Below are 12461 nucleotides of genomic sequence, written 5' to 3'. Positions count from 1 at the left end.
TGCGTGCGGCCTTGTTGACCAGTGCCTTCTTTGCCATGGCTCAGTTCTCCTTGAAGGGAAAGCCGAGAGCTCGCAACAGCGCTCGTCCTTCGTCGTCAGTCGTCGCCGAGGTGACGACGGTGATGTCCATGCCGCGGACCCGGTCGATCTTGTCCACGTCGATCTCGTGGAACACCGACTGCTCCGCCAGCCCGAAGGTGTAGTTGCCGACACCGTCGAACTGCTTGGGTGAAAGGCCGCGGAAGTCGCGGATACGGGGCAGCGCGATCGAGGTGAGACGGTCGAGGAACTCCCACATCCGGTCGCCGCGCAGGGTGACCCGGGCGCCGATCGGCATGCCCTCACGCAGTTTGAACTGCGCGATGGACTTGCGCGCGCGACGGATCTCGGGCCGTTGCCCGGTGATCAGCGCCAGGTCGCTGACCGCGCCGTTGATCAACTTCGCGTCCCGCGCCGCGTCGCCGACACCCATGTTGACGACGACCTTGGTCACCGTCGGGATCTGCATGACGTTGCCGTAGCCGAATTCCTTGTGCAACGCATCGCGAATCTCGCTGCGGTAGCGCTCTTTCAGGCGCGGCTGCGCCTTCACATTGGCCTCTGTTGTGGTCACCTTAGATGTCCTCACCGTTGCGCTTGGAGATGCGGACGCGCTTGCCGGTCTCCTCGTCGACCCGGTAGCCGATACGGGTCGGCTTGCCATCCGAGTCGACCACCATCACGTTGGAGGCGTCGATCGGGGCTTCCTGGGTGACGATTCCGCCCGACTGGGCCCCGCGCTGGTTGGTCGAAATGGCGGTGTGCTTCTTGATCGCGTTGACACCCTCGACCAACACCCGGTTGCGCTCGGGGTAGACCTTCAGCACCTTGCCCTTGGCACCCTTGTCCTTACCCGCGATCACCAGGACGGTGTCGTCCTTTTTGACCTTCATCTACAAAACCTCCGGAGCCAGCGAGATGATCTTCATGAACCGCTTCTCGCGCAGTTCGCGGCCGACGGGCCCGAAGATGCGCGTCCCGCGCGGGTCGTTGTCGGGCTTGATGATCACCGCGGCGTTCTCGTCGAATTTGATGTAGCTGCCGTCGGAACGTCTGCGCTCCTTGACCGTGCGCACCACGACGGCCTTGACGACATCACCACGCTTGACGTTGCCGCCGGGAATGGCGTCCTTGACGGTGGCGACGATGACATCGCCGATACCGGCGTAGCGTCGCGACGAACCGCCGAGCACACGGATGCACAAGATCTCCTTGGCGCCGGTGTTGTCGGCGACCTTCAGCCGCGATTCCTGCTGAATCACTCGATCTCCTGACCTGGTTGCGTGTGCACGGCAGGAGAACCCACCTGAGTGAGCATTCGGCGGGCATGGCCCACCAAAAAACCTGACGTGCGCGGTCTTTGTCACCGAAAGGCACGCGGGGCCGATTCGCACCGGCCGAGGTCTGCCCAAGGCAACCCCTAGAGTCTAGGGGACGACCAGCTCAGAGCCAAATTCTGGCTGCATGCGATCGAGATGGGGAAATTCTGCACCTAAAACGGCGGCGGATCGTCGTCGGGCCCATACGTAGCGGGCCAGGAGTAGCTCACGGATGGGGCCTGCCGGGCCGGCCGGGCGTCGCGGTTGTGGCGGCGTTCGACGGCGATGCGGGTGGCCCGGTCGTGGGTGCGGGTGCGGTGGCGTTGGGGCATCACGCACCCGGCTGCCGGCCAGCCCCGGACCGGTCCGCAATGCCGCGCCCACCTCCGCGGCGACGGCCGCCTCGGTATCCACCGCCCACTCCTCGGTCTCCGCACACCGCGACAACCGATACGCAAACAACTCCCCCACCGCCACCAACTGCGCCGCCGCCGCCCGACTCTCCACCCGCGCCGCCATACCGATGCGCTCCAACAACGCCGCCGATTCTGGAGTTGCCGACGGATAGCACCGCTCGATGAGCTCATCGAACCGAGCGATCACATCTTCGAACACATGTTCGATTATGCCACCGGGCACCGACAGGATTCCGTTAAAGCGGCCCGTCGCCTCGACTAGCCCGAACGCAAATCCGCCACGCAGCGAAACCCGATGTGGGTCGTCGCGGAGTCCTGCGATTGCGGGGACCGGGCCGCCGGCCGATACCGGTGGCAGTACTCCGGCGCGCACAGGTGGCTGCCGCCCTTCAACGTCTGGCTGACGGCCGGATCGGCGGGACCCGAGGGGGTGCAGCAGGCCTTGGGCGGCGAGTCGAGCCGGTGATGCGGGGAGAATTCGGTCGCGGTCCACTCCCAGACGTTGCCGATCATGTCGAGGATGCCGAACGCGTTGGGCGCAAACGTGCCGACCGGCGAGGTCCCCACCCAGCCGAGCGCCCCGTCATTGCGGTAGGGGAAGCTGCCCTGCCAGGTGTTGGCCATCAGCCGCCCGTCGCTGGTGGCCTCGTCGCCCCACGAGTACGTCGTCGTGCTTTCGGCGCGGGCCGCGTACTCCCACTCGGGCTCGCTCGGCAACCGCCGACCCGCCCAGCGCGCGTAGGCGACGGCGTCGGGATAGGCGACCTGCACCACCGGATGATCGCCGCGGTCCGCGACCTCGCTATCGGGCCCGAACGGATGGCGCCAGCTGGCGCCCGGCACCCATTGCCACCACTGTCGCCAGTCACGCAGGTCCACCGGCCCGGGCGTCGGCCGGAAAACCATTGCGCCCGGGCACAGATCGTCGGGGTCCGCTCCGGGGTACAGCGCGGGGTCGATCGGTTGCTCGGCCACCGTCACATACCCGGTGGCGGCGACGAATTCGGCGTACTGGGCATTGGTCACCGGGTGCCGTTCCACCGCAACGGGACCCACGGTGACGGTATGGATCGGCGCCTCTTCGGGGTAAAAAGTGGTCGAGCCCATGCGGAATGTCCCGCCGGGGAGATCGACCAGCTCGCTTAGCACCCGTCCAGGGTATGACGAACCCCGGTTCAGGTCTTGGTAGGCGTTTTTCGGTCACGTTGGCGCCACCAGCCGACCAGGAACAACGTCAGCGCGACGACCAGCCCGATCAGGACCCACAGGACGATGGATTGGTCCACCCAGGAACCGTAGGGTGGGCTGCCCGGCAGGATGTTGCGCAGCGGGACGATGGCGAACAGCATCGCGCCGTACCACGTGGTGAGCGGCGGCAAGAACGAGGTCCTGCCCATCGCCACGGGAATGGCCACCCACAACGCCAACACGGGCAGCGAGATCAAAACCAGGCAGATACCGACGTCGAAGATCAGCTGTCCCTTGGCCCTGTGCAGCGTAATGATCAAGTCGTCCTTGATATCTGGGCTGGTGTCTTCGGTGTCGTGGACGCGGGTGACGGTGGCATCCCAACCGTCCAGCCGTCCGGTGGCTTCGACGCGGGCGGCCGTCTTCTCCCGGTGGGAGCCGGAGCCGGTGAACACATCGGCCGAGATGACCCCCGTTTCATACGAATCGAACGGCCAGTTGGCGGGGTCACCGTGCGCCTCGATGGTCGTAGTGACTTGCGCCGGCGCCTTTCCCACCGGGTACTGCAGGTCCCCCAGGTCGTTGTCCGGGTACAGCCGCACCGCCGCGTCGGTGGCCAGCACACCGAAGTTCTTGTCGTACAACGCATCTTTGGGGTAGACGAGCACATTGACCGTCAGCCGATTGGCGACGGTGTCGAGCTTCTCGAGGCGCACCTGCACGACGCTGTCCTCGGCCTCGAACTTGCTAAGGTCCACCGCGGGAAGCGCGGGTGCCGATTTGGCCAATAGGTGCACGGCGATCAAGGACAGCACGTAGATCACGACGAGAAAGGCCACGATCCCGAACGCGATCGCGGCCTGCCGTCCGCACGCATCGGCCGGCGCCGCGGGCGGCGCGGTCATTGGGGCATCACGCAGCGTGATGCTAGCAGCGCAAACCGCATTTTTCAGCGGATGACGACGACGGCTCCGGGCCCGCGATTCCACCGATTCGGCGGCGGGGTCGGCGCTCCCCTCCCGCGGTCGCGTCAGTCGCGCGAAAAGGCAAGGGCGATCTCGGTTTCCACGTCCCGATAGGGCCGGCCGGACAGGTCGACGGTGACCTGGGCGATGGTACCGCCGGTGAACGCGAACGGCGCCTTGAAACGACTGGACACCCCCGATCCGCCGTTACGCCCGACGGTGATGCCGGCGCCCGCCAGCCCGAAGGTGCCGGGGTGGGTGGTCACCGCGGCCAGCGTGCCGACGACCTCGTCGTCGATGAACAGCGTCAGGTCACCCAACGGAGTATGACTGTTTTCGACCGTGCCGGTCCGCGAATAGCTGGCGCCGAACAGATGCCTGCCCAACGGCACGGCACGCGACGATGAGACCTCCTGCTGGCGCTCGCCGAGGAAGTTGTACACGTAATGCAGCCGTCCATCCTGGATGAACAGAACATGCCCGCCGTGCGCGCCGCCCTGCTTGAACAGCACCCCCTCGGCGCCGGCGGAATCGATGGTCACCTCGGCCAACACCGAGAACGACCGGCCGCTGATTTCGGCGGCGGCGCCGATGCTTACATCCGCGCAATCGGGATAGTAGATGTAGCTGGACCGTTCGCCGACCAGATATGGCCGTGACCGCCCCAGGGTCTCCAGGATGTTGAAGTCCGAGAGCGGCAGCCCGTTGTACTTGGCGGCCTCCGAGAACCACAGCGCCTTGAGTTCCTCGAGTTTCTCCGGGCTTTCGGCCGCCAGGTCGTGGCACTGGCTGCGGTCGGCCTCGATGTGGAACAGTTCCCAGCGGTCGGCGTCGAAATGCGACCAGCCTGCCGGCGTGGCCGCGTGCACGGTGTTGGCGAACCAGCCCTCATGCCAGATCCCGCGGGTGCCCAGCATGGTGTAGAACTGAGTGCTTTTGCCCGTGACGGCGCCCGGATCGGCGAGGGCCGCTTTGAAACTCACGCCCTCCAGTGGCTTTTGGGCGACGCCCTTGACGGTTTCCGGCGGGGTCAGACCGACCAGGTCGTAGATGGTCGGAGTGACGTCGCAGACGTTGACGTAGTTGTCGCGGACCTCGCCATGCGCGGCGATCCCTTTGGGCCAGGAGATGATTGCCGTGTCGGCGATGCCGCCCTCGTGGGAGGCGTACCGCTTGTAGAGCTTGTATGGCGTGTTGAACGCCATCGCCCACCCGATCGGATAGTGGTTGTAGGTCTGCGGCCCGCCGAGTTGGTCGAAGAGCTTCATGCTCTCCTCGACGGTGTCGATGTAGCCGTTGAAGAACTTGCCCTCGTTGACCGATCCGTTCGGGCCACCCTCGCCGCTGGCGCCGTTGTCGGAGATCACCACGATGATGGTGTTGTCCAGCTGGCCGGATTCCTCGAGATAGTCCAGGATGCGGCCGATTTGGGCGTCGGTGTAGCTGAGGAATCCGGCGAACACCTCGGCCATCCGGGAGAAAAGCTTCTTCTCTTCGTCGGTCAGCGTGTCCCAGGGGCGCACCGTGTCCTGCAGTGGCCAGTCCTGGCCGCCGGGTCCCTTCACGTCGAGGTACGGGTTGACCGGCGACAATTTGGTGTCCGGCGGCACGATTCCCAGCGACTTCTGCCGCTCCAGCACGATCTCGCGGTAGCGCTCGTAGCCCATGTCGAAACGGCCGGCGTAGCGGTCGGCCCATTCTTTGAACACGTGATGCGGCGCGTGCCCGGCACCGGGGCATACGTAGGAGAACCAAGGCTTATCGGGCGCAATCACTTTCGCGTCGCGGATGAACTCGATCGTCTTGTCGGCGATGTCCTTCGAGAGGTGGTAGCCGTCCTCCGGGGTCGCCGGCGGGCTCACCGGGTGGTTGTCATACACCAGATCGGGATACCACTGGTCGGTCTCGCCGCCCAGGAAGCCGTAGAAGCGTTCGAAGCCACGCGAGATCGGCCAGTGCCGTTTCGTCGCAGCCAGGTTCGATTCTTCCAGCGGCGTCAGGTGCCACTTGCCCACGCAGTAGGTGTTGTACCCCTGTTCCGCGAGAGCCTCGGAAAGCAGCGCGGTTTCGAACGGGATACGACCGTTGGCGTTGGGGAAGCCCTCGGTGAACTCTTCGATGGTGGCCATGCCCACGGACGTGGCGTTGCGCCCGGTGAGCAACGAGGCCCGGGTCGGCGAACACAGCGCGGTGGTGTGAAACTGCGACAGTCGGATGCCGCGGTCGGCGATGCGCGACATGGCGGGCATCTCCACCAGGCCGCCGAAGCAGTCCCAGGTCGCGATGCCCGTGTCATCCCAGACCAGATAGAGGATGTTCGGTGCGTTCTCCGGCGCGGTCGGCGCGGCGTAGGGGCCCCAATCCGGTTCGGAATCCCGGATATCGAGCTCGATCCTGCCGTTGAAGTCTCGCGAATCAGTGGACATGCGCCGAGCGTAACGTGACTGCGAAAATTCCGATCTTTTTTCGCAGTGGCGTTACGTTCGGCATTGCAAAACGCCCGAGACGGTCGGGTCTCGGGCGTTTTGATGTCGCTTCGGGGCTTACTTTGCCTTTTCCAGAATTTCGACGAGCCGCCAACGCTTGGTCGCCGACGTCGGGCGCGTCTCCATCAGCGAGACGCGGTCGCCGATCCCGGCGGCGCTGTTCTCGTCGTGCGCCTTGACCTTCGTGGTGGTCCGGATGATCTTGCCGTACAGCGGGTGACGCACGCGGTCTTCCAGTTCGACCACGATGGTCTTCTGCATCTTGTCGCTCACCACGTAACCGATGCGCATCTTGCGCCGGCCGCGCACCTTCGGGTTGGCCGGAGTGTTCTTGGGGCCTTTATCCTTCGACGCGGCCTGGGCTGCGGCGGCCTTCTTGGGGGCAGCCTTCTTGGCTTCTGCCATCACGATTCCTTACCATCGGGCCCGGAAGCCAGGCCCAGTTCTCGTTCGCGCAGCACCGTGTAGACGCGCGCGATCTCCTGACGCACGGTGCGGAGCCGGCGATTGTTGGTGAGCTGGCCGGTCGCCATCTGGAAACGCAGGTTGAACAGCTCTTCCTTGGATTCGCGCAACCGCTCGGCCAGCTCCTCGTCGGTGAGCTCACGCAGTTCGCCAGGCGAAATTCCCACTGCCATCAGAATCGATCCTCTCGAGTCACGATGCGCGCCTTGATCGGCAACTTGTGGATTGCGCGGGTCAGCGCCGCGCGCGCCGTCTGCTCGTTGGGGTAACTGAGCTCGAACAACACCCGGCCCGGCTTGACGTTGACCACCCACCACTCCGGCGAACCCTTACCCGAACCCATTCGGGTTTCCGCCGGCTTCTTGGTCAGCGGACGGTCGGGGAAGACGTTGATCCACACCTTGCCGCCACGCTTGATATGCCGGTTGATGGCGATACGAGCGGACTCGATCTGCCGGTTGGTGACGTAGGCGTGCTCCAGAGCCTGGATGCCATAGTCGCCGAAGTTCACCGCCGTGCCGCCGCTGGCGATGCCGCGTTGGCGGGGGTGGTGCTGCTTACGGTGTTTAACTCTGCGGGGAATCAACATGATTCAGCTCTCCGTGCTTTGCGGTTCTGCAGCGGGTGCGGCCTGTGCGGGCGGCGCGGCGCTCTCTTCGGCGCTGGCGGCCCGGCCGGCCTCGGTGCTGGTGGCCGTGGTGCCCGACGCGCCACTGCGGCGCGGGCGGGCACCCGACGGACGCTCGCGGCGCGAACGCTCGGCGCCCGCGGGCGCGGCGGCGGCCAATTCGCGCTTGCCACCGACGATGTCGCCCTTGTAGATCCACACCTTGACGCCGATCCGGCCGAAGGTGGTCTTGGCCTCGTACAAGCCGTAGTCGATGTCGGCGCGCAGCGTGTGCAGCGGCACCCGGCCCTCGCGGTAGAACTCCGAGCGGCTCATCTCGGCGCCGCCGAGACGGCCGGAGCACTGCACCCGGATGCCCTTGACGTTCGGCTGACGCATCGCCGACTGGATGGCCTTGCGCATCGCCCGGCGGAACGCCACGCGGTTGCTCAGCTGCTCGGCGACGCCCTGGGCCACCAATTGTGCTTGCGACTCCGGGTTTCTGACTTCGAGGATGTTGAGCTGCACCTGCTTGCCGGTCAGCTTCTCCAGGTCGGCGCGGATCCGGTCGGCCTCGGTGCCGCGCCGGCCGATGACGATGCCGGGACGCGCGGTGTGGATGTCCACCCGGACGCGGTCGCGGGTGCGCTCGATCTCCACGTCGGCGATCCCCGCCCGCTCCAGACCGGTCGACAGCAGCCGCCGGATCGCGACGTCTTCCTTGACGTAGTCCGAGTACTGCTTGTCGGCGTACCAGCGTGACTTCCAGTCGGTCGTGATGCCGAGCCGGAAGCCGTGCGGATTGATCTTCTGGCCCACTAGTCTGAGCCTCCCTTCGCGTCAGAAGTCTCAGACGTCTTGGCTTCGGCTTTCGGTGCGGCCTTCTTCGCGGGCGCCTTTGCCGCGGCCTTCTTGGCGGGCGACTTGGTCGCCGGCGCCTTGGTGGCCGGCGCCTTCTTGGCGGCGGCCTTGCTGGCCTCGGCGCGGCGGGCCCGGGTCGACGTCGCCGACCGCTGGTCCTTCGCCGGCCGGCTCTCCAGCACGACCGTGATGTGGCTGGTGCGCTTGCGGATCCGGAACGCGCGGCCCTGGGCGCGCGGGCGGATGCGCTTGGCGGTCGGGCCCTCGTCGGCGTAGACGGTGGCGACCACCAGCGTCGCCGGGTCCAGTCCGTTGTTGTTCTGCGCATTGGCCGCGGCACTGGCGATCACCTTGGCCACCGGCTCACTGGCGGCCTGCGGCGCCCAGCGCAAGATGTCCAGCGCGTCGGTCACCGAGCGGCCGCGCACCAGGTCGATCACCCGGCGCGCCTTTCTCGGCGACACCCGCACGAAGCGTGCTTTGGCCACCGCCGAGGGAAATTCAGTCGTGGTCATCGCCGTTTGGCCTTCCGGTCGTCCTTGATGTGTCCCTTGAAGGTGCGGGTGGGCGCGAATTCACCAAGCTTGTGACCGACCATCGACTCGGTGACGAACACCGGGACGTGCTTGCGTCCGTCGTGGACGGCGAAGGTGTGGCCGATGAAGTCAGGAATGATCGTCGAACGACGCGACCATGTCTTGATCACCTGTTTGGTGTTCTTCTCGTTCTGTACGTCCACCTTCTTGAGCAGGTGGCCGTCGACGAACGGGCCCTTCTTCAGGCTGCGTGGCATGTGCTGATTACTCCTGGTCCTGGATTTCCTCAGCGACCGTGCTTCTTGCCGGTACGCCGGCGCCGGACGATGAGCTTGTTGCTGGCCTTGTTGGGATGGCGGGTGCGGCCCTCGGGCTTGCCCCAGGGGCTCACCGGGTGGCGACCACCCGAGGTCTTCCCCTCACCACCACCGTGCGGGTGGTCCACCGGGTTCATGACCACACCACGTACCGAAGGGCGCTTGCCCTTCCACCGCATGCGGCCGGCCTTGCCCCAGTTGATGTTCGCCTGTTCGGCGTTGCCCACCTCGCCCACGGTGGCGCGGCAGCGCACGTCGACGCGGCGGATCTCGCCGCTGGGCATACGCAGCGACGCGTAGGTGCCCTCCTTACCGAGCAACTGAATGCTCGCACCGGCCGATCGCGCCAGCTTGGCACCACCGCCCGGCCGCAGTTCCACGGCGTGGATCACGGTACCTGCCGGGATGTTGCGCAACGGCAGGTTGTTACCCGGTTTGATATCCGCGTTCGGACCCGTCTCCACCACGTCACCCTGCGAAAGACCCTGCGGCGCAACGATGTAGCGCTTCTCGCCGTCCAGGAAATGCAGCAACGCGATGTTGGCGGTGCGGTTGGGGTCGTATTCGATGTGCGCGACCTTGGCGTTGACGCCGTCCTTGTCGTTGCGACGGAAGTCGATCACCCGGTAGGCACGTTTGTGGCCACCGCCCTTGTGGCGGGTGGTGATGCGGCCGTGCGCGTTACGCCCACCGTGACCATGCAGCGGGCGCACCAACGACTTCTCCGGGGTGGAACGAGTGACCTCGGAGAAATCGGACACGCTTGCGCCGCGACGGCCGGGGCTCGTCGGCTTGTACTTACGAATTGCCATGTCTAATCAGGTCTTCCTCTCGCGGCGGCTCGGCTGGATTCCCCAACCCCTCCTCATCGCTTCGCTCTGCATCATCGTCGGCTAGCTCGGTGCCCCGAACAGATCGATCGGCTTGCTACCCGGCGCCAGCGTGACGATGGCCCGTTTGGTGCTCTTGCGCTTGCCGAATCCGGTCCTGGTGCGCTTCCGCTTACCCTGCCTGTTCGCGGTGTTCACCGACGAGACCTTGACGGAGAAGATCTTCTCGATGGCGATCTTGATCTGCGTCTTGTTCGAATCGGGGTGCACCACAAACGTGTACACGTTGTCATCGAGCAGCGAATAGGACTTCTCCGAGATGACCGGAGCCAGAATGATGTCGCGGGGGTCAGTCACGGTCGCCATCAGGCCGAAACCTCCTCGGGAGTACCGGTGTTCGCGCTGATGTAGGCGTTGAGCGCCTCCACGCTGAACACGACGTCGTCGGAGCGCAGCACGTCATAGGTGTTGAGCTGACCGGGAGTCAGGACGTGCACACCGGGCAGGTTGCGCACGCTCTTGGCGCCGGCTTCGTCGCTGCGCCCGATCACGACCAGCACCTGCTTGTGGTCGGTCAGCGTGCCCAGGAACGCCCGGGCGTTCTTGGTGGACGGCGTCTGACCCGACACCAGCTCGGTGATCGCGTGGATGCGTCCATTGCGCGCCCGGTCGGACAGCGCACCGCGCAGCGCCGCGGCGATCATCTTCTTCGGCGTGCGCTGGCTGTAGTCACGCGGCTTGGGACCGTGCACGACACCACCACCGGTGAACTGCGGGGCCCGCGTCGAACCCTGCCGGGCCCGGCCGGTTCCCTTCTGCCGGTAGGGCTTACGGCCGCCACCCCTGACGTCGCCGCGCGTCTTGGTCGAGTGCGTGCCCTGACGCGCCGCCGCCCGCTGCGCGGTGACCACCTGGTGCATCAGCGCGATATTGGCCGGGGCGTCGAACAATTCGGCCGGCAACTCGATCGAGCCGTCGACCTTGCCGGCCGGCGTCTTGACGTCGATCTTGAGCGTCTTGGAACCTTGTGCTGCCATCACTTCTCACCTCGTTTGACCGCGCTGCGGACCACGACGAGTCCGCCGGTGCGGCCGGGGACCGCACCCTTGATCAGCAGCACGCCGTTCTCGGTATCGACCTTGTGCACCAACAGGTTCTGGACGGTCACCCGGTCGTTACCCATCCGGCCCGCCATCCGGGTGCCCTTGAACACCCGGGCGGGGGTGGCGCAACCACCGATGGAACCGGGGCGACGGTGCACCGCCTGGGCACCGTGACTGGCGCCCTGGCCACTGAAGCCGTGGCGCTTCATGGTGCCGGCGAAGCCCTTTCCCTTGGAGGTTCCCGTCACGTCGACGTAGCTGCCGTCGGTGAAGATCTCCGCCGTCAGCTCCTGGCCGACCTGGTATTCGGCCGTCGCGTCCGGGTTATCCAGCCGCAGCTCGGCCAGGAAGCGGCGAGGGTTGACACCCGCGGCCGCGTATTGACCGGTCACCGGCTTGTTGACCTTGCGCGGACTGATCTCGCCATACGCCAGCTGAACGGCGCTGTAGCCGTCCTGCTCGGGCGTGCGGATGCGGGTCACCACGTTCGGCCCGGCCTTGACGACCGTCACCGGCACAATCCTGTTGTTCTCGTCGAATACCTGCGTCATGCCCAGCTTGGTACCGAGAATGCCCTTACGCGCCATTGCTCTGTAACTCCCTACTGGATGTTGACGTCGACACTGGCCGGAAGGTCGATGCGCATCAGCGCGTCAACGGTCTTCGGCGTCGGGTCGAGGATGTCGATCAACCGCTTGTGCGTGCGCATCTCGAAGTGCTCCCGCGAGTCTTTGTACTTGTGCGGAGAGCGGATGACGCAATACACGTTCTTCTCGGTCGGCAGCGGCACCGGCCCTACGACACTGGCACCAGTGCGGACGACGGTCTCGACGATCTTGCGCGCCGACGCGTCAATAGCCTCATGGTCGTAGGCCTTAAGCCTGATGCGGATCTTCTGTCCCGCCACGCTTCTCCTACCCTCGCTCCTGTTGAGACCCGGTATCCGGGCTCAAGTAATCCGTGTCCTCAGTGCCACCGGCGCGTCGATCGGGCCGGCCGAGCTGGGCCGATCGAGCGTCGCGCCGGATATTGCGCCGCTGTTTACCTGTCGTGGTACACCGGCCCCCGCGGTCGGGTGTGTCACCCTCACGCAGCCTCATCCGCGATCGAAATTCGTCGCTCTCAAAGGATGGGACCGGACGCGCCCGTTTGGACGCTGGTCGTATGCCCGACCAGGCGCAAACCCGGCTCAAGGCAACCTGAACAGTATGCCTTAGATCATGGCCCGAACAAAATTCGGCCCGGATCTCGGGCCGAATCCGGCGCGCCCGCCCCGGCGGCGATAGCGGCATGGGGTGAACGCGCTGGTCAGAGGTGTTGAGGCGGTGC

At 65.7% G+C, this 12461-nt stretch carries 17 protein-coding genes and 1 pseudogene; all 18 read right to left on the bottom strand.

All coding sequences use genetic code 11. From position 1 onward, the window contains the following. Positions 1–40: 40 nt before the first annotated feature. The 18 genes and pseudogenes from rplE to rpsJ all read right to left on the bottom strand — a co-directional run bounded on the left by rplE (position 41) and on the right by rpsJ (position 12039). Positions 41–613, bottom strand: coding sequence for a 50S ribosomal protein L5 (gene rplE / locus Q0W90_RS10650; protein WP_297698068.1), 573 nt, complete (start codon positions 611–613; stop codon positions 41–43). Position 614: 1 nt separating this feature from the next. Continuing rightward, positions 615–932 carry a 50S ribosomal protein L24 gene (rplX, locus tag Q0W90_RS10645; RefSeq protein WP_297599737.1) on the bottom strand — a complete coding sequence of 106 codons (318 nt, stop codon included), beginning with the start codon at positions 930–932 and terminating at the stop codon, positions 615–617. After that, positions 933–1301, bottom strand: coding sequence for a 50S ribosomal protein L14 (gene rplN / locus Q0W90_RS10640; protein WP_085233453.1), 369 nt, complete (start codon positions 1299–1301; stop codon positions 933–935). A gap of 393 nt (positions 1302–1694) precedes the next feature. Beyond that, positions 1695–1973, bottom strand: a pseudogene (locus Q0W90_RS10635) (DUF222 domain-containing protein); the annotation flags it as partial. Positions 1974–2032: 59 nt separating this feature from the next. Continuing rightward, entirely contained in the window at positions 2033–2923 is an 891-nt protein-coding gene (locus Q0W90_RS10630; protein WP_297774475.1) for a formylglycine-generating enzyme family protein, read from the bottom strand. Between the two features lie 26 nt (positions 2924–2949). Continuing rightward, the gene (locus Q0W90_RS10625) at positions 2950–3867 is read right to left on the bottom strand and encodes a DUF4436 domain-containing protein (RefSeq protein WP_297774473.1); all 918 of its coding nucleotides are present in this window, start codon (positions 3865–3867) and stop codon (positions 2950–2952) included. Between the two features lie 125 nt (positions 3868–3992). Next, positions 3993–6353: an arylsulfatase gene (locus Q0W90_RS10620; RefSeq protein ID WP_297601919.1), complete on the bottom strand. Its 2361-nt coding sequence runs from the start codon at positions 6351–6353 to the stop codon at positions 3993–3995. A gap of 117 nt (positions 6354–6470) precedes the next feature. Then, a complete protein-coding gene (rpsQ, locus tag Q0W90_RS10615; protein WP_297601921.1) occupies positions 6471–6818 on the bottom strand; it encodes a 30S ribosomal protein S17 in 348 nt (115 codons plus the stop codon). Next, complete coding sequence (gene rpmC, locus Q0W90_RS10610; RefSeq protein WP_095577801.1) at positions 6818–7051, bottom strand: 50S ribosomal protein L29; 234 nt, start codon at positions 7049–7051, stop codon at positions 6818–6820. Before rpmC ends, rpsQ begins: the two co-directional genes overlap by 1 nt. Next, on the bottom strand, positions 7051–7467 hold the full coding sequence (rplP, locus tag Q0W90_RS10605; RefSeq protein ID WP_297601926.1) for a 50S ribosomal protein L16: 417 nt from the start codon (positions 7465–7467) through the stop codon (positions 7051–7053). Before rplP ends, rpmC begins: the two co-directional genes overlap by 1 nt. A gap of 3 nt (positions 7468–7470) precedes the next feature. Further along, positions 7471–8304 carry a 30S ribosomal protein S3 gene (gene rpsC / locus Q0W90_RS10600; RefSeq protein WP_297700539.1) on the bottom strand — a complete coding sequence of 278 codons (834 nt, stop codon included), beginning with the start codon at positions 8302–8304 and terminating at the stop codon, positions 7471–7473. After that, entirely contained in the window at positions 8304–8861 is a 558-nt protein-coding gene (gene rplV, locus Q0W90_RS10595) for a 50S ribosomal protein L22 (RefSeq protein WP_297700537.1), read from the bottom strand. Before rplV ends, rpsC begins: the two co-directional genes overlap by 1 nt. Beyond that, entirely contained in the window at positions 8858–9139 is a 282-nt protein-coding gene (gene rpsS / locus Q0W90_RS10590) for a 30S ribosomal protein S19 (protein WP_066951921.1), read from the bottom strand. The genes rplV and rpsS overlap by 4 nt, the downstream gene beginning before the upstream one ends. Before the next feature lie 29 nt (positions 9140–9168). Then, positions 9169–10011: a 50S ribosomal protein L2 gene (gene rplB, locus Q0W90_RS10585; RefSeq protein ID WP_297700533.1), complete on the bottom strand. Its 843-nt coding sequence runs from the start codon at positions 10009–10011 to the stop codon at positions 9169–9171. Between the two features lie 81 nt (positions 10012–10092). Beyond that, positions 10093–10395 (bottom strand): 50S ribosomal protein L23, encoded by a 303-nt coding sequence (gene rplW / locus Q0W90_RS10580; protein WP_297700531.1) that lies wholly within the window; start codon positions 10393–10395, stop codon positions 10093–10095. Then, entirely contained in the window at positions 10395–11066 is a 672-nt protein-coding gene (gene rplD / locus Q0W90_RS10575) for a 50S ribosomal protein L4 (RefSeq protein ID WP_297700529.1), read from the bottom strand. Before rplD ends, rplW begins: the two co-directional genes overlap by 1 nt. Next, positions 11066–11719 (bottom strand): 50S ribosomal protein L3, encoded by a 654-nt coding sequence (gene rplC / locus Q0W90_RS10570; protein WP_297700526.1) that lies wholly within the window; start codon positions 11717–11719, stop codon positions 11066–11068. The genes rplD and rplC overlap by 1 nt, the downstream gene beginning before the upstream one ends. 14 nt (positions 11720–11733) lie before the next feature. Next, positions 11734–12039 (bottom strand): 30S ribosomal protein S10, encoded by a 306-nt coding sequence (gene rpsJ / locus Q0W90_RS10565; protein WP_003873519.1) that lies wholly within the window; start codon positions 12037–12039, stop codon positions 11734–11736. Between the last annotated feature and the right edge of the window lie 422 nt (positions 12040–12461).

The sequence above is a fragment of the Mycobacterium sp. genome (assembly GCF_025933915.1).
Lineage (GTDB): Bacteria > Actinomycetota > Actinomycetes > Mycobacteriales > Mycobacteriaceae > Mycobacterium.
The sequence above is the reverse complement of the archived record's forward strand: the minus strand, read 5'-3'. Positions and strand labels throughout refer to the sequence as shown.

Excerpts from the sequence above, each read along its gene's own strand:
- Q0W90_RS10620 (WP_297601919.1), bottom strand. The coding sequence starts at position 6,353 with ATGTCCACTGATTCGCGAGACTTCAACGGCAGGATCGAGCTCGATATC.
- rplP (WP_297601926.1), bottom strand. The coding sequence starts at position 7,467 with ATGTTGATTCCCCGCAGAGTTAAACACCGTAAGCAGCACCACCCCCGC.
- rplW (WP_297700531.1), bottom strand. The coding sequence starts at position 10,395 with ATGGCGACCGTGACTGACCCCCGCGACATCATTCTGGCTCCGGTCATC.
- rpsQ (WP_297601921.1), bottom strand. The coding sequence starts at position 6,818 with ATGGCAGAAGCCAAGAAGGCTGCCCCCAAGAAGGCCGCCGCAGCCCAG.
- rplD (WP_297700529.1), bottom strand. The coding sequence starts at position 11,066 with ATGGCAGCACAAGGTTCCAAGACGCTCAAGATCGACGTCAAGACGCCG.
- rplX (WP_297599737.1), bottom strand. The coding sequence starts at position 932 with ATGAAGGTCAAAAAGGACGACACCGTCCTGGTGATCGCGGGTAAGGAC.
- rpmC (WP_095577801.1), bottom strand. The coding sequence starts at position 7,051 with ATGGCAGTGGGAATTTCGCCTGGCGAACTGCGTGAGCTCACCGACGAG.
- rpsS (WP_066951921.1), bottom strand. The coding sequence starts at position 9,139 with ATGCCACGCAGCCTGAAGAAGGGCCCGTTCGTCGACGGCCACCTGCTC.
- rplB (WP_297700533.1), bottom strand. The coding sequence starts at position 10,011 with ATGGCAATTCGTAAGTACAAGCCGACGAGCCCCGGCCGTCGCGGCGCA.
- rplC (WP_297700526.1), bottom strand. The coding sequence starts at position 11,719 with ATGGCGCGTAAGGGCATTCTCGGTACCAAGCTGGGCATGACGCAGGTA.
- rplV (WP_297700537.1), bottom strand. The coding sequence starts at position 8,861 with ATGACCACGACTGAATTTCCCTCGGCGGTGGCCAAAGCACGCTTCGTG.
- Q0W90_RS10625 (WP_297774473.1), bottom strand. The coding sequence starts at position 3,867 with ATGACCGCGCCGCCCGCGGCGCCGGCCGATGCGTGCGGACGGCAGGCC.